An 18,370-nucleotide genomic window follows, 5' to 3' on the forward strand; every position below is an offset into this window, starting at 1 on the left:
AGGATGTTGTTATTTATTAAATAGCTCTCTGTTAAATAACCCTCTGCTTTATTGGGTGGTAAAAATAGAGTGTGAATTTCTATTCTCGTTTTCTGAAATTATTATGATTTCTATGTTTATTCGTAGATTCAAATAATATTAAAATGATCGTAAATATATATTACGATTTTCGCCTATGGAATATTAAGGAGTGGCCTAGATATGGGACACCAACAAACGGATGTTTTAATTTTAGGTGGCGGACTGGCAGGATTAACCTTAGCACGTCAGTTGCGAATGGAAATGCCTGAGCTGGATATTATAGTTCTTGAGCGAAGTAAAAGGCCGGCTCCTGAGGCTTGTTATAAGGTTGGTGAATCGAGTGTAGAAGTTGCTGCGCATTATTTTGCAGAACGTCTAGAGTTGAGAGAACACATCGATAATGAGCAACTGCCAAAGCTTGGGTTGAGATACTTCTTTCCTCAGGGCGAGAATCGAGATGTCACGAAACGCTTTGAAATTGGACCAAGCGAGTTTCCAGTTACTCCTAGTTATCAGTTGGATCGAGGCCGCTTTGAAAATTATCTGCATGAATTGAATGTGGATAATGGCATTGAAATTCATACTAAAGCAAAAGTTCAACAGGTAACGCTAAATTCTGAAGAAATGCATGAAGTAAAATATATGCATGGATCCGAGGTGAAGTCTATTCAGAGTAAGTGGTTGGTTGATGCCACCGGACGTAATCAGTTAATTAAGCGTAAACTGAATTTGGAGAAAGATAGCAACCTTCATAATGATGCCGTCTGGTTTAGATTGGACGCAGAGGTTGATATTGGCAGTTTAAGTGATGTTCCCCAATGGCAGGATCGTGCTGTTGAACCGCGTCGTTTAAGTACGAATCACTTCATGGGACCAGGTTATTGGTTATGGTTTATTCCTTTGGGTTCAGGTGCAACCAGTGTTGGGATTGTCTTTGATAATCAAATGCATAATTTCAAAGATATGAACAACTTTGAGAAAGCTTTAAATTGGTTGTATGAACATGAACCGCAATGTGCAGAGTTAGTTGAAAGTTACCGAAGCCAAGTGATGGATTTTATTGGATATCGGAATTATTCATATAGTTGTAAGCAAGTATTTTCAGCGGATCGCTGGTGTATTACTGGTGAATCCGGAGTATTTATCGATCCTTTCTATTCTCCTGGTAGTGATTTTATTGCTTATAGCAACGATTTTGTGACTGAACTAATTGTACAAGACTTCAAAGGTAAAGATATTAGACAATTGGCATCTTCTTTTAACGATACCTTTATGAAGTTAGCTGATGTGGTCTCAATGCTATATGAAGGCTTATATCCAAAATTTGGGAATGGTTTTGTGATGAAGCAGAAAATTCTTTGGGATAGCGTTATTTATCTCGGTGTCACATGTCTGTTGTACTTTAATCGAAAGTTTACTGATCCTGATTTTTTAGCGTTGGTTGATTCAGAGTTAGCACATTACAACTATTTATTACGTTCTGTAGCTGAACACTTTAAACGTCAACCCATTACTCATGATGTACATCTCGATGGCGAATATGTCGATTTAACTAAAACCTTTTTGTTTGGTAGAAATCTGAACGAAGAGTTGACCATTGAATATAAAGATGACGACGCGCTGATTGAAAAACTAAGAGAGAATATCGAACTGCTCGATAAAATATCCGTAAGTATTTTCAATAATGTTGATATTGCGTGGAATTTTCAACCTAAAAAATTAGCAGATACAAGTGAAGAGCAAGTCGTAAACAGCTAGGTTTTAATAACTCTGGAGCATTCAATAGATACCGAATAAGTAAATCCAGAAATATCAAGAGTGGGAGAATTGGTTGTGTCACCATTTGAGCAGAATTTAGAAATTCGTAAAGCTGTGATTAAGGTAATGAAAGAAGGCGGGTATTACCAAAAAATCATGGATGGGGATTCTGAATTAGACCGTGTCAAAGAATTCTTAATTCGGATGGAGAAAGCCCAACACGGAGAACGTTTATATAAGCAGCATCCTACATTTTTACCGATTTTCCCAGGCCTCGATAATCAACCGATGCGCTCATCTAAAGGCGATCCTGTTGCTGACTACTTACGTGAAGCAACACCAGCAATCAAAGAAGACGCGCTGCGTTTAAGAGATCGCACACTGTCTTTTACGGGGGGAATTGTGACAGATGGGGCATGGAATATTTTCCCACTTTGGTACATGGGAGTTAATCTCCCGTTTATGTCTGCACACTGTCCCAACTTATCCCGAATTGCTGCCGAGATACCTCGTTGTGGCATGTTGCACCCATTTTCTGAAGCGCTATTGTCTTGGCAGGATCCTCACACCCATCTCGCTGCGCATTGTAGTGTTGATTCGTTGAGGCTGCGATATAGCGTTGGCATTATTGTTGAGTCCGATTGTAGTCTACGTGTTGGTGAGGTAAGGAAGCAGTGGGAGACCGGAGAGTCAATCATATTCGAAGATTGTTTTGAACATGAAGCATGGAATGGGGATAAAAGTCGTTTAGTGTTCATCATTGATACTTGGCATCCAGACCTTACCGCCATTGAGTGTGAAGCCTTACTCGCAGGGTTTCGGAAGAAAGAAGTTCGCCATATCCTCTATGAGTACCGTATGTCGGAGGCGATGAGACCTTTCCTGCTGAACCGATTTGAAATAGAAGAAAAAGAGCCTTTGATTCAACAGTACTGGGAGCATGAAGGTGAATTATATGTTCCTAAGCCAAAAAATTGGGGGATATGGGGGACGACCCCTGTGTTTACCTGAGTCCCTGAACGGGCTCATATAGAGCCCTAATGACATTCGCGGTATTTTCATCACAAGGAATAATGAGAATAGCCGCTTAAAACAATCATCATGGATAAGGATATATCATTTTGTTCGGCGTCGATTTTGAACAATGCTTTAGCTCGCCAGTAAAGGAGCGTACTAATGCAAATGTGATATTGTTTTGTTTTCCCTACGCTGGTGCGGGGGTCTCTTCTTATCACACACTTTGTAATTTATTACCTTTGGAAGTCATTCCATTTGTTGCCAGATTACCCGGTCGTGAAACCACACATCAACAACCGCCATTTACTGAAATGTCAGATATTGTTTCGTACTTGTCAAAGGCAATTCGCCCTGCTTTAGGAAAGTCGTCAATTTTTTTTTGGGGTCACAGTATGGGGGCTCTTCTTGCGTTTGAAATCGCGAGAATTGTGCAGAAAGATTACACCTTAGATGGTTTGATTGTTTCAGGACATGTCGCTCCTCATTTACCTGTTAAGCCAAAGCCTGTTTCAATTAAGGAAATGGATGACGCTCAGTTCCTTGAAATTGTCAGAAGCTACGGTGGTATGCCTGATGCCATTCTCCAGAATCCCGATATCCTCCAATTAGTTTTACCGCAAATCAGAGCTGATTTAACCGCGCTAGAGGGATATCAATTCGTTCAGGGAGAAAAACTTGAGAGTGATATTTTTTGTATTAATGGTCAGTCCGATCATATGGTCGATCCACATAACGTGATGCTTTGGCAAGAATTAACGTCAGCGAAATTCTCCAGTCAATGGCTACCAGGGTCGCATTTCTTCATTAATGAACAACGCCATGGGGTGGTGAAGCGCATTAGCAATATCATTCGTCATCAACTTGTTCAAATAGATATCATCTAACAAAAGGACACATAGCATGCTGGAAGTCGTTAATACCTACCTTCATGGCTACGCAGCAATTCCGATGCTAATGGTTTGTCAAGAGACAGGTATCATGACTGCGTTGGAAAAGGGACCTGTAAGCGTACAGGAAATAACAAAAGAGCTGTCGGCCAACATTGGTTATAGCCGACTGATTTTTCGAACCCTGAATGCACTGGGTTATGTCACAACGACAGACCGGGAAAAATATACACTGAGTCCGGATACAAATCATGACTGGCGTCTACCTGACACAATGATTGAAGTTTATAAAATCGATTTCTATGATTATTTTTTGAATGGTACTCATAAAAACAAGGTGAGAGCTTGGCTCGATTTGTCAGTCGATGATTGGGGTAAAACTGATAAAGAAACGCAGCAGCTCATGGATGGCGTGATCATGGTGCCGTTTTTATTGGCGCTCGCTGAATTAGGACTCGGTCAGGACGAAAACATCCAGTCCAGTTTACTTGAACAGTATATTCACGAAAGTATTTGGTCTGATGTACAGTATTTTCTGACTCGGAAAAACCTGTTAGAAGAAGACAAACTAGTCCTTAATCAGGCTGGTTGGCACTTATGTAATCGTGCGTTGACCATGGCTACTATGGTGTCATACCGGCCAATGTTATTGAATTTTAAAGAACTACTTTGTGGTGACCCAAAGCAAGTGTTTGACCGTGATGAATTGGGACATGAAGTCCATGTCGATCGAAGCCTTAATGTGATTGGGAGCGGCTTCCAACATGGTAAGTATTTTTTCGATTTGGCAGAGTTTATCGTTGAGATTTTCAATCGAACACCTGTCTCAGAGCAACCTAATTATATCGTCGATATGGGGTGTGGCGATGGTGCGTTGTTAAAAACACTTTATGAGGAAATCACTAAAAATAGTTTAAGAGGACAGTATCTAGAACAATACCCTCTGCTTTTGGTTGGTGCTGATTATAACGAGAAATCCTTGCTGGAATCAGCAAAGACATTGGATGGATTCCCTCATCTGTTGTTACCTGGGGATATTGGTAAGCCTCAGGATTTGATGACAGATCTACGGTCATACGGCATTACAGATGTTGATCAAATTATACATGTACGTTCATTTTTAGATCATGATAGACCCATCAATATTGAGGCAGCACCGACAGACATGATCCCCAGAGATGATCATATTCTTGTCAATGGTAGAGGTGATTGGATTGACTCTGATACGGTGTTCAAAGACCTCTGTGAGTATTTGACACGGTGGTCAAGTATTTTGGGGAAACATGGACTAATTCTGCTCGAAGTTTTTTCTTTACCCATTAGCTTAACGCGCGAATATTTTAATCAGACAGAGAGTTTCCATTTCGATTTCTATCACGCTATGTCCGGACAAGTTTTAGTCGATGCTGGAATGTTCCATCAAGCACTCGCTTGTGCAGGTTTGTATCCTAACCGAGAGACATTGTCGAGATATCCCAAAACAACACCTTTTTCTCGTATTGTATTGCAGCAGCTCTTGCCTAAGCAGGTCATTGTAAGGCCTTTTGTCTTAGATGATATGCCGGCTGTGCTCGCCATTGATCGGGCTTGTTGGCCTGAGCACATGAGACTTTCAACAACCGAGATTGAGCGACGTCATCGCACCTTTCCTAAAGGTCAACTCGTCGTGGAATATGAAGGGCGTGTTGTTAGTGTACTTTATTCTCAACGCATTGACGAAATCGAGCCGATATTTTCTCTGGGTTATGCAAATTATTTGAATGCTCATAATAATGATGGTCGATATTGGCAACTCTTGGGGCTTAGTTCAGATCCTGATTATCAATTTTTGTCGCTGGGGGATCATCTTTTAGAGCATACGCTTGATTTAGCGTCACTCACCCCGAAAGTCGAAGCAGTGTATGGGGTAACACGGTGCGTGGCATATGCTCAACAATCTGTGCCATTGGAAGAATACATTTTTAAGAAAGATGCTCAGGGTTATCCAATTGAACCGTTATTGCGCTTTCATTTTAGCCATGGGGCTTCGATAGAGGGTTTAGTGCCTGAGACACGTCCAGAGGATGAAGAGAATGAAGGTGCAGGGGTTCTGATCCGCTATGACCTGAGCAAACGTTTTCAAAGACCAAATCAAACTCAACCGAGAGCAACAAGAGATATAGAGCGGGCAATTACTATCGTGTCAGATTGTATTCGCCAGATAATGAAAACACCAAGTGATTTTCGAGATGATTTGCCGTTAAAGGAGCTAGGGTTGGATTCCATGGGATTGATGGAACTCCGTCTTTTACTTAATCGTGCATTTGGTATTGAGTTTGAACCTGCGTATTTCTTCAATTATCCAACGGCAGTCGCGATCGCTGACTACATCGATAAATTAAACAAATCTTACGTACAGCCTGAAGCAGAGCTGAGTCATGCATCGCTTGTGGGACGACAGGCAGTGCCTAACCGCGTGTCTGTATCTGATGTCGGACGCTCTGACTCCGAAGTTCAATCGTCGCAAGAGACTGACGTTGCCATTGTTGGCATGTCATTACGTTTCCCTCAAGGGATTGAAACACTTGAGGAATTCTGGTCGGTCTTAACACAAGGAGAGTGCGTAATTAGTGAGCGTCCGGAGACCCGATGGCGAGAATTTCAATCCGAATTGGAGACATTAGATACACGTTGGCAACACATCCATCGTGGCGGTTTTTTGAAAGACATAGATAAGTTTGATGCGGAATTTTTTCATATTACCCCTGCGGAAGCCGCATCCTTAGACCCACAACAACGTATCTTGCTAGAGCTTGCTTGGGAAGCTTTTGAAAATGCCGGTATGGATGTTGAACAATTTGCAAGTCACCCAGTCGGTATTTTTTTAGGCGCTTATACACAAGATTATCAAACGCTGACCTTACGACAAGGTGTTGATGCGGTGGATGCCTATTTTGGTGGTAGTAATGCTTTATCGACAGCAGCAGGACGGTTGGCGTACTTTTTTGACTTCCGTGGGCCAACGCTCACACTTGATACCGCATGTTCTTCTTCGAGTAGTGCGATTTATACAGCATGTCAGAATCTTCTTGAAGGCAACGCAGAAATAGCACTGGCAGGCGCGATCAATACGATGATTTCCCCAAATTTGAGTTTAGCTTATGCAAAAGCAGGAATGTTGTCTGTCGATGGGCTTTGTAAAACGTTTGATGCTGAGGCCAATGGTTATGTGCGAAGTGAAGGTGGGGCTTTCCTACTGTTAAAAAGAAAAGCCGATGCAATCCGGGATGGGGATTTTATTCACGCAGTGATTAAATCGGCCGCATTGATGCAGGATGGACGCACCAATGGTCTTACGGCACCGAATGGCCTCGCTCAGGAAGATGTGATTCGTCGAGCTGTGCAGTTGTCCGGATACAAAGCTGAGGATGTCAGTTATATCGAAGCGCATGGGACGGGGACTTATCTAGGGGATCCTGTAGAGATGCAGGCACTCAGACAGGTTTTCTGTGATGGTACGGCACGTCGGAACACATTAAAAGTTGGTTCAGTGAAAACCAATTTAGGCCATACAGAAGCGGCTTCAGGGATGGCTGGTATCATCAAAGTCGCTTTATCGATGCAACATCAATGGATTCCACCACATCTGCATCTTCAAAATATGAATACATTGATGAATATTGCGCAGGCTGACATTGATGTACCGACGCAAGGTGAGTTCTGGGAAGTGACCGAAGGCCAACCAAGATTGGCTGGGATTAGCTCTTTTGGTTTCAGCGGTAGTAACACTCATATTGTACTAGAAGAGTTTCACATGCCTGACTCTGAGCAGTGGCATGGACGTAGCCCATTACCCGCTGTTATCTCTGCCAAATCGATTCAATCGTTACGGCAGAATATCCTTGCTTTGCTGACGTATATCGATCAGCACGGGGCAACACTCAATCTTGCTGCACTATCGAAAACACTGACACAAGGACGTACGCAGCATTGTTACCGAATCTCTTTTCCTTTTGATTCGCTTGAGACACTGAAAACGTCTCTGCAAGCGCAGTTAAAAAATTTATCCTCAGAGAATCCGCCTGTTACTTCATCGGTTCAACCCAGAATCGCATTTATGTTTACTGGTCAGGGGGCTCAGTATAAGGGGATGGCTTCTCGCCTGGATCGTTTTAGTCCGGTTTTCCATCAACACCTGTCAGAGTGTGCCGCTTTCGTTCAGACGTATGGTGAATTTGATTTATTTGAGCTTCTTTGGGGGAATGATGAGACTCTGATCCACCAACCTCGCTATACTCAAGTCGCGTTATTTTGTATCGAATATAGTCTCTCTGAAATGTTACGGGAGTCAGGGATTGAAGCTGAAGCGGTTCTTGGACATAGCGTCGGAGAGTATGCGGCAGCTTGTTATACCAAAGTCATTAGCCTCGAAACCGCGATCCAATTGCTCTTTTATCGCGGTAAGTTGATGGATGAACAAACTGCAATGGGTAAGATGGTTGCAGTTCTTGCACCATTGAGCGATGTTGAGTGCTTAGTTGAAGGCTATGAACTTGTCTCTATTGCAGCGAAGAATGGGCCTTCAAATCAGGTAATATCGGGGGATCCAGAACAGATCGAGCGCATTGTTCAAAATGCTGAACAACTGAAGATGAAAACATTTCCACTCACCGTGGAAAGAGCTTTCCATTCTCCGCTGATGGCCCCTATTCTCGAACCATTCAAAGCGATAGCGGAACCACTGACTTATCAGGCACCACAGTCAGATCTTTTTTCAAACTTAACTGGTGATCGATATACCGAGGTGATGGATAGCCAATATTGGACTGATCATATCAGCTCACCCGTGAACTTTGAGCAATCTGTACGAAGTCTTCTGAAGCATGGGGTCGATATGGTGGTCGAAATTGGCCCCCGTCCGATTCTGACGAATATGGGTTTACTGATTGATGCAGATAAAAATACGCTTTGGCTTTCTACTCTTGTCGATGCTGAGAACCATAATCTAGCGAGTCTCTTTACTCGGTTGAGTCAGTCTGGTGTAGACATTGATTGGCGTTTTTATCCTCATGAAAGCGTGACGAGACTCTCTGACGTACCACTTTATCAGTTTGATCGAAGCAAATACTGGCTCACTGAGTCTTCGAAAGAGCACGCTCTTACATCTGTCTCCGTCGATGATAGCGCAGAACAGGATACAAGGCGCGATATAGACAAAGAGACCGAATCACAACCGCAGTCTGCTACGCCTAACTTAGTTGGTATCTTTCCGAACCGTATCGAACCAAAGCGTGACCGTGATATATGGGCGCATGCGATTGGCAGCGAGAGTCTATTTCCTGCCAGTGGTTACATTGGGTTGGCGTTAGAGGCTGGGATGTGTTGTTTGAAGCGAGACGGTTACGTAGAGCTTAGAGATATGCATCTCGAACAGATGTTGACACTGTCTGATGAACAAGAAACCTATATTCAAGTGAGAGTTTCAGAAGGTGATTCGGGCAATATGCTTTCTATACAATTAGAAGCATGGCAGGCGGATCAGAAGGCTCCCCGATCCTTGTATGCAAGAACAGCAATGAAAGCACTGACGTTTGGTCCGGAGGATGCTTGGGAAAAGGAAGTCACAACTGTTGATCTGCCATTAACCAGTGACGCTGTCATGCAGGGAGAAACGTTCTATAAACGAATTTCAGCATTAGGCTATGCCTATCGGCCTCCGTTCCAAGGGATTCGGAATGTTCGGCGCGCTGGAAATACTTTGGTCACGACACTCAGATTTTCTAATACAACGCCAAATGCAGGCTATGCAGCGACGCCATGGAGTCTGGATGGGTGTTTCCAAACCATTCTCGCTGTCGTCATCGATGATTTAGAAGCTAACCATGACCAACTTTTACTCCCAGTCATTATTGAGCAGTTTACTTGGTTGTCGTCACTTCCGTCTGAAGTGAATGTCGCATGTGTGTGTCAGTCGACGACCCGTGGCATATCAGCCAACATGTCAATTTATGACATTGCAGGTCAATTATTAGTTAATATTGTTGGGTTGAACTGCGTGTGGGTGAATCGCCAAAGTCTAGGTTTGCAAGCCATTCCGAGCAGTACACCGGAGATTTATCGTCCCGATTGGATGGCATCTGAGGTATCAGCTGAGCTTTTATCACTTGTCTCACTCAAAGAACAAATCCCTGCTTGGTTGGTACTTACTGATGATAATGGTCAGGGGCAGGCAATTATCGATGTGCTGACCTCGGCAGGGATGCGAGTTGAAGTGCTGCAATGGGAGAAGGCTCAGAAGCCATCCATATTTACCAGACAGTTAATGAATTTCTCGACATCACAAGAGACACCATTTGGACTCGTTCATAGTTGGTGGTTAACTCAACCGACTAATGGTGCTCATGCTAGGGGGCGGTATGAACTTGATTTAGCTGTGGCTCAGTTTGTAGCCTCAACAGATACAGAGCGTTTATCGCGGGCTATTTTCCTAACATCACATGCCTATCCGGTTTTGAAAACTGACGAGATGGATGTTGACCAAGGTGCGGGGCTTTGGGGGTTGGTGAATACACTACGAGCCGAAGTCGCTACGCATGAACTCACCCTTGTTGATGTTGCACCGACACAAACTGAGGAAGAAGCACGTCGTCAGGCTGAGCAAATTTTGCTGACGTCTAATGCGACACTCAAGGCTACAGAAGCCACGGATTGGCCTGAACATTTTGCGTTACGACAGGGCGCTTTATTTCAACGTGTGCTTCAACCAGTAACAAGCTCGACTGAATCTATCAGAATCTCGGGTGATGCCAGCTATATTGTCACCGGTGGGCTCGGGGGAATTGGGCAATACATTACTACATTTCTTCATAAAGAAGGCGCAGGGCAGATTGTACTGTTGGGACGGTCATTTCCTGAAGAATTACCCATTTGGGTGCAACACCTTAATCAAAAACGTCAAGCGATTATTCTGCTTCGCTGTGATGTGACAGAGCCGCACGATATTACCAATGTGATGAAGCAGTTAGAGCAAGGTCCCACGGTCCGAGGACTGATTCACGCAGCCGGAGTTGTGGAAGATGCGTTGCTCGTCAATCAGACTCAGGAAATGCTTTCTCGGGTTTATGCCCCTAAGGTTGAGGGGACGAAACATCTTGTGGATGCGTTTGCAACAGAGTCTCTTGATTTCGTTTGGTTATTCTCTTCTATCGTCGGTATTTTGGGGGCTGTAGGGCAGGCGAATTATGCAACAGCCAATGCGGTGATGGACAGTTATGCGCATTATCTACGGCAACAAGGTATTAGGGCAACATCGATTAACTGGGGCCCCTGGAAAGAGACGGGAATGCTGTCTGATTTGTCTCAGATGGCGCTAGAGCGTGCGAGTTATTTTATGACGGGGATTGATCCGAGCGCTTGTAGTGATGATTTGTTTACTGCTTTGCTCAATTCGGATGAAGCACAATGTTGTGTTGTTCAGTGGCATATTGAACACATCAATCAGGAAAAATATCTGCCGCAAATTTTGTCTTCATTGCGTACCCAACCGATACAAGAGCAGGTCTCTGTCTCGTTGGCATCGGTTTTAGAAGGGGCATTAGGTGAAGAACAGGTGTTACGTACCCGTCGTTTTGTGGCAGAAAAAATCGCCCAATTAACGGGTCTATCTCCCGACGTGATTGAACCGTCCAAACCGTTCTCTGATTATGGTGTTACTTCCATTGTTAGTGTTGAACTCAGTTCAATGTTAACCACCAGTGTCGGTGCAACTTTTGCGACGACCATGATGTTTGACTATCCAACGCTCAGTTTGTTGGCGGAATACGTATTGGAACGGAGTGCGTTGAGAGACCAGAGCAATGATAGTGTTCCCATCAATGATGACAGTTTGTCCCATGAATCTTTCTTTGAGATAGACAAGGATTTAGATGAAATCGAGAATCTTGATGACGAACTACTTACTGCTTTATTGAGTGAGGAGATAGATGATGAGTGAATCCAGTTCGTGGAAAGGGAGTTACCTAAAAAGACTGAATCAGTTGTCAAAAAATCAGTTGTTAGCTCTGGCACTTCGGCAGAGAGAACAACTACTTGATGTCAATCAGCAGGTTATGCAACCGGATGACACAGTTGCGATAGTTGGTATTGGATGTCGATTTCCTGGCGGTGTGGTGGACACCGATAGCTATTGGAAACTCTTGTGTTCATCGGAAAGTGCAATCACTCAGATGACTGATGAACGATGGCACATGCAGGGGATTTATGATCCCAATCCTGAGGTGGCTGGGAAAATTCATACACGTTCTGTCGGTTTGTTGGATCAGGTGGATAAGTTTGATGCGAGCTTCTTTTCTATTACGCCGCGTGAAGCTGAATCTATGGATCCACAGCAACGACTTTTGTTAGAGGTGACATGGGAAGCCATTGAAAATAGTGGTCATGCCTGTTCAGAATTTGAAGGAAAATCGGTTGGTTTGTTCATCGGGATGATGAATAAAGATTATCTTCACTTGAATGCGCCAGACATGATGGGTGTCAATGCAAAGCATTCCCCTTATTACGCATCTGGTGAAGCATTTAGTATTGGTGCTGGTCGGTTAGCATACATTCTAGGACTTCGCGGGCCGTGTATGACGTTGGATACGGCGTGTTCTTCTTCTCTAGTGGGGGTGCATCTGGCGTGTCAAAGCTTGCTCAAGGATGAATGTGATTATGCAATCGCTGGTGGTAGTTCACTTATCCTTTCTCCAGAAGCGTCTATCGTCAGTTCTAATGCTCGTATGTTATCGCCAACAGGTCAATGCTGGACCTTTGATGAGAAAGCAGATGGTTATGTGCGCAGTGAAGGGTGTGCCGTTGTCGCACTCAAACGTTTGTCTGATGCCCTGGCAGATGGTGATCCAGTGGTGGCCACAATTGCAGCTACAGCTGTCAATCATAATGGGCGGAGTCAGGGATTAACTGCACCTAGTTCAACGGCACAAGCTGAGTTGATGCAAACTGCCCTCAAAAAAGCGCGGATTCAACCATCGCAAGTTCGTTTCATTGAGGCGCATGGGACCGGTACGCCATTGGGTGATCCGATTGAGATGAATTCAATCCAGTCTGTTTATGGTCAGGAGCGGAGTGAAGATAATTCATTGAAAATTGGATCAGTGAAAGCATTGATTGGACATACCGAGGCGAGTGCGGGTGTTGCGGGGCTTATTAAACTGGCTTTATGTGTGTCAAAAAACAGAATCATTCCACAGCGTAATTTCACTCGTTTAAATCCTCATATCCGATTACTGGATGGCGTAGAAATCGCGACAGAAACACAGTCATTTTCCCCTTCAGAATCCGAGTCTGAACCATTCCAATTGCACTATGGCGCTGTGAATTCTTTTGGTTTCAGTGGATCAAATGCGCACGCAATTGTGAGCAATGTACAGCTCACATCACCAATAGTGACATGGCGAAGTCCACAACTGTTAACCATTTCCGCCGAAACTCCCAAAGCGCTGTTGGATTTGATGCTGCGTTATCGTGATTATATTTCCGATGAGAGCCTAGATTTACAGGCGTTAGCCTATACCAGTCAAGTGGGACGAGATCATTTCCCGGTACGGATCGCTTTGGATGGAGAGGCGCTAAGTACGCTAAGAGAATCTTTAGATAGGGCGATTTCCAGCTTTTCTCATGATAGATATGCGCCCAAAGTCGATCATGATGGTATTGTGTTGATTTTGAGTGATTTAGGGGAAGATGCACAGAGACTACAACAGAAATTTTCTAAATCTAGCTCAGTTTTTGCTCAGCATTTCAAAACAATATTTGAAGCATCGTTTGCTGATACCCACGTTGATTTACACGGTCTAATTGATTTAGATAAATATGCGCTAGGTAAAGAAGAAGCTTCTTATCTTGTGCTATGTGCCCTCTGCCAAACATTACGGACAGCGGGTGTTGCATTTACTGCGATTACTGGGACTGATTTGTGTAGTAAATTGGCTGCTGCCAGTGCTGTTGGCATGATTCAGCATCAGGATGGTTTGCGTTATCTCAGAGTATGTCTGCACAAAGAAGCAATGATAGGTTGGCAACTTGGCATCCCATCGGTTTCTCTGATTGATATATGGCATGGTGGGAACTGTTCAGCACTTTATCAGGACATCGAAAGCTTCAGGGGTTGGTTAGAAGAGCCAAATCAAGGAACGCTGTTAAATAGCGGCGTAGATAGAAAAACGCTGTTTCTCAGTGTTACGGATGGTTTTCAAACAGCAGAAGGCTCATCAGTGCTTCCCCTATTGGGCGAGCATGAGGATGCAAAAGATTGGGACACTATTTGGGCTACCTTGTATGAAGCGGGTCTAAAACTTCATTGGGAAGGGCTATATAGTGGTACTCGTCCCCGACGTCTCGTGCTGCCCAATTATGTTTTTCAACGTCGCCATTATTGGCCTGAGAATGCCAAAACGAAACAATTACATGAAGTCAGTCCTGAAGATTGCCATCGATTTAAGGTGTTATGGCAAGAGGAAACAGTAACGCTGGCAGCCGTGTCTGACATTAAACCGTGTGTTATTCTGATTGAAGGGCCGATAGATGACTTACCGATGGAGAACTTACCATCAGAGGTAACGTTGGGGGTTCTGCCCAAAGGGTGGCAAGAAAGAGCTGTGATCGACACGGTATTGACTGAATACCATCTTGATCGTTCCACGCCTGTAGAGCTACTCGTCTGGTTTAGACCTCATGATAGCTTTTCTACGGGATGGCATAGTGACAGTCAGTCCCATGAAACCATCGTGACCGCGGTTGAACAACGTGCTAAAGCGTTATTAAACCTGACACAGGCGCTTCTAGAACGCACAAATTATAGTCAGTTCCGGTTTGGGGTTGTTACCGAAGGGGTTGAAAGTATTTCTGAGCGGACTGCAGTGAATGTGGTTGATGGGCTGGTCAATGGATTTATACAGACGTTGTGCATGGAACAACCGCAGTTGCGTCCAAGGTGTATCGATCTGGATCCTAATAGCTTAGCGGCCGATAAATTCGCTCAGATTGTGACTGTATTATACTCGAAGGATGATGAAAATCATTTGGCATTTCGTCAGGGACGCAGATATATTCATCGCTTGGCAAAAGCTGACCGAGTGCTCTCAAAATCGGTGACCGTACGTCATGATCGAGCCTACTTAATTACAGGGGGATTGGGTGGCATCGGGCTCTCGGTAGCGAGATGGTTATCCCGTGCCGGGGCTGGTCAAATATTGCTTGTGTCACGTCGAGGAAGTGAAGCGCCCGATGTCGCAGAGAGATTGGCGACGCTCAAACGGGAAAGAATGTCCGTGACACTGGTTCAGGCTGATGTGCAAGATTATGATGCCTTACGTGGTGCCGTTGAATCGTCAGCCAATTTTCCCTTAGCTGGTTTTATTCATAGTGCTGGTCAACTAGCCGATGCATCATTACAGAATCTGACTCATACACAATTTCAACAAGTTTTTCAGTCAAAGGTTGTAGGGGCTTTGAATCTACATCGTCTCTCGCAAGAGATGGTGTCTGGCACTGATGTGGATTTATTCCTTTTATTTTCATCGATAGCCAGTTTGGTAGGGTCGGCAGGGCAGGCCAACTATACCAGTGCGAATGGGTTTACCGCTGCATTGGGGCGTTCGCGTCGTGCCGTCGGATTGCCCGCTACGGTCATACATTGGGGACCCTGGTCAGATGTTGGGATGGCAAGTGATGAACGATTAAACCATAAGATCGAGCGCTCTGGTTTGGTTCTAATTGACCCCGATTTAGCGTTGTCCTCTATGCTAGATGCGTTGACCGAGCATCAGACAGAGTCAGTCATTGCTCAATTTAATTGGCCGCGTATCAATGCTTATTTGGCGGAACGAGTGCCACTGCCTCTATTATCTCAATTCACACAAACGACGCTTGAGGCTTCGCAGTCTGCCACCATTGATGCATCTTCCCATCATGAGGATAACAACCACCGTGATTTAGCAAGCGCACTGAAACGACAAAATGACACGGTTGCCATACACCAGTTGGCAAAATATGTTGAAACCACGATTCGTCAAGTCTTAGCTATCGACAGCGAAGATTACATTGATCCGAAAACTTCGGTGCTCGACATGGGGATGGATTCTTTGTTGTCGGTCGAATTACGAAATCGTTTTGCCACCGAATTGGATTTGAAACTACCGGTTTCTCTCATGTTTGATAAGCCGACGATTGATGGTGTGTCCCGCTTGCTTCTGGACGAATTGCGTCAACAACATAAAGCGAGAGCTGAAGAAACAGAAACTGTCGGTATACACTCGATTCACCATGCAGCTCCTATAGTTGCTGAAGAAAGTGCTTCGATGGAGGCAGCGCAGACTCTGTCGCCACCAGTGTCCTCATCGCCAGTAAGGATGGATAATCAAGATATTGCGATTATTGGTGTCGGGTGCCGTTTACCTGGCGGTTCGGATGGGATTGAGGCTTTCTGGAACAATCTTATCGGAGGTGTGGACTTAGTGAGTCCTTTCGATGGAAGCCGTTGGGATATCAATCGTTTCTATTCTGATGATGTGTCAGCGAATGGGCGTATGTATTCGAATGATGGCGGACAGATTACAAATGTACACGGATTTGACAACCAACTTTTCGGACTGAGTGATCGTGAAGCCGAATATATGGATCCACAACAGCGTATTGCTCTGGAAGTTGCCTGGGAGACGATTGAATCAGCGGCCTACACGCCAGAATCTCTCGCGGATCAGGGAGGCATCTTCATTGGCCCCGGGCCTTCTGATTTTGCAGATCTATCACAACGACATACTAAAGCGATTACGGGGTTAATGAGTCAGGGCCACCATATTAGTGCGATCCCTGGTCGTATTGCGTATCACTTTGACTGGAAAGGGCCATGTATGGCGATTGATACGGCTTGTTCCTCATCTTTAGTGGCGGTGCTAACCGCGGCACAACATCTTAATCAGGGAGATTGTCGGGTTGCCTTGGCTGGGGGAGTGAATCTGATTCTTTCACCCGCCAATAATATCGTTCAATCTAAAGCAGGTATGTTGTCTCCAAGCGGTCGATGCCGGACTTTTGATAGTGAGGCCGATGGTTATATTCGCTCCGAGGGGTGTGCTATGGTTTTGCTCAAGCGTTTGTCCGATGCAGAGAGAGATGGCGACGTGATTTGGGGGGTGATAAAAGGTGGAGCGACCAATCAGAATGGACAAGGTCAGAGTATGACTGCGCCAAGTGCCCTTCAACAGGCCAACCTGATTGAGTCGGTGCTAACCAAAGCGAATCTACAGCCGTCAATGATCCGTTATGTTGAGGCACATGGTACTGGCACCAAGCTGGGTGATCCTATCGAAATGTCAGCGCTGCAACAAACTTATGGAAGTCACCATGATGCTGAGAATCCACTCTATGTCGGCTCAGTGAAAAGTAACCTAGGACATACAGAGAGTGCTGCGGGTGCGGTGGGGCTGCTGAAAGTTTTGTTAATGCTTAAGCATCGACAGATTCCGCCCAACTTACATCTCCATCAATTAAACCCGTTATTAGAAATAGACGAATCAGTCGTTCGTATTCCAACTACACCTGTCGCATTAAAAGACAAAGAAAATAATGAGTTAATGTGTGCAGTGAGTTCATTCGGGTTTAGTGGCACAAATGCACATTTGGTCGTGGCTGCCTATGACAATGATAAGGCTCAGTTATATAGTAAGAATTCTGATGATCGAATTTTCTGTCTGTCAGCTCGAACACCAACAGCATTACTGGCCTTGAGTCAACGCTATATTTCCGCATTGGAAAGTTTACCAACTTCAGAAGACAGGGACACGGTTTTGGCCAATAGTTGTTATTCATCACTTGTTGGCCGTTGTCGCCATCAACATACCATGTGTTTATACCCAGATAGTTATGAAGATCTGATTGTGCAACTGCGAGCAATAGAAACATCTATGAATCAGGATAAGTTGCCGTTACCTCAGTCCATAGAGCAAGTCGCTTTTTGTTTAACATTGAGTACAGATATTCCGCCATTGAAAGCGCTTGCCATGAACCGACAACAGCAGTTTGTTGATTCATTACACATGGCAGAACAAAGCATCCTCCAGTACGCAAGTATCGATCTTCACAATGTCAGTCAAGCTGATATCAGTCCAGCCTTACGACTGAAATTATCCTGGTTTTGTGTGCATTACGCGACAATCCGATGGCTGATGTCTGTGGGTATTCAACCGGACAAAGTTTTGTTCAGTGATGATATGTGGTTGGTTACCGCGGTGTTATGGCAGGAATGCACTTGGGAGAGTGCGATCGAACAATTGCTGCATGGCGTTTCTGAGGCACCATCTCAGTTAGGACGGATTCCGTTGGAGAGAACTAGTCTGAGTGGTGGCTCTTTACTTTTATCAGATTTTGAAGGCGTCGGTCACCATTGTCTGAATGTTGTGTCAAGCAAAGATGACAGTTTATGGCGAAACGCGCTAGGGACACTTTGGTGCGGTGGACGAACAGTGAATTGGGATGTGTATTTCGAACATAGTCACTGCCAGCGTCGATTGATGCCAACTTACCCATTTGAACGACGGGACTGTTCAAGACCACAAGGTTTGGTTCGTGGTGAAAACCCGGTGAATCGTATGCTTGAAGAGCTGCTCTTGAATTAATTGAATCATTGGATTGATGGCTGTCCTACAGGGATG

5 protein-coding genes are annotated in these 18,370 nt (G+C 44.6%); all 5 read left to right on the forward strand.

All coding sequences use genetic code 11. The features are described 5' to 3' along the window. The first annotated feature begins 201 nt into the window (after window positions 1-201). A complete protein-coding gene (locus tag OCV37_RS03965; RefSeq protein WP_038182362.1) occupies window positions 202-1,779 on the forward strand; it encodes an NAD(P)/FAD-dependent oxidoreductase in 1,578 nt (525 codons plus the stop codon). Between the two features lie 75 nt (window positions 1,780-1,854). Next, window positions 1,855-2,790: an aspartyl/asparaginyl beta-hydroxylase domain-containing protein gene (locus OCV37_RS03970; RefSeq protein ID WP_038182359.1), complete on the forward strand. Its 936-nt coding sequence runs from the start codon at window positions 1,855-1,857 to the stop codon at window positions 2,788-2,790. Window positions 2,791-2,900: 110 nt separating this feature from the next. Then, window positions 2,901-3,680: a thioesterase II family protein gene (locus tag OCV37_RS03975; protein ID WP_169739371.1), complete on the forward strand. Its 780-nt coding sequence runs from the start codon at window positions 2,901-2,903 to the stop codon at window positions 3,678-3,680. Between the two features lie 16 nt (window positions 3,681-3,696). After that, window positions 3,697-11,655, forward strand: coding sequence for a type I polyketide synthase (locus tag OCV37_RS03980; protein ID WP_038182355.1), 7,959 nt, complete (start codon window positions 3,697-3,699; stop codon window positions 11,653-11,655). Continuing rightward, window positions 11,645-18,334 (forward strand): SDR family NAD(P)-dependent oxidoreductase, encoded by a 6,690-nt coding sequence (locus tag OCV37_RS03985; protein ID WP_084717481.1) that lies wholly within the window; start codon window positions 11,645-11,647, stop codon window positions 18,332-18,334. Before OCV37_RS03980 ends, OCV37_RS03985 begins: the two co-directional genes overlap by 11 nt. Window positions 18,335-18,370: the final 36 nt, after the last annotated feature.

The sequence above is a fragment of the Vibrio rhizosphaerae genome, assembly GCF_024347095.1.
In the GTDB taxonomy this organism is placed as follows: domain Bacteria; phylum Pseudomonadota; class Gammaproteobacteria; order Enterobacterales; family Vibrionaceae; genus Vibrio; species Vibrio rhizosphaerae.

Bases quoted from the DNA above. Each gene is read 5' to 3' on its own strand.
- OCV37_RS03985 (WP_084717481.1), top strand. From the start codon at position 11,645: ATGATGAGTGAATCCAGTTCGTGGAAAGGGAGTTACCTAAAAAGACTG.
- OCV37_RS03980 (WP_038182355.1), top strand. From the start codon at position 3,697: ATGCTGGAAGTCGTTAATACCTACCTTCATGGCTACGCAGCAATTCCG.
- OCV37_RS03965 (WP_038182362.1), top strand. From the start codon at position 202: ATGGGACACCAACAAACGGATGTTTTAATTTTAGGTGGCGGACTGGCA.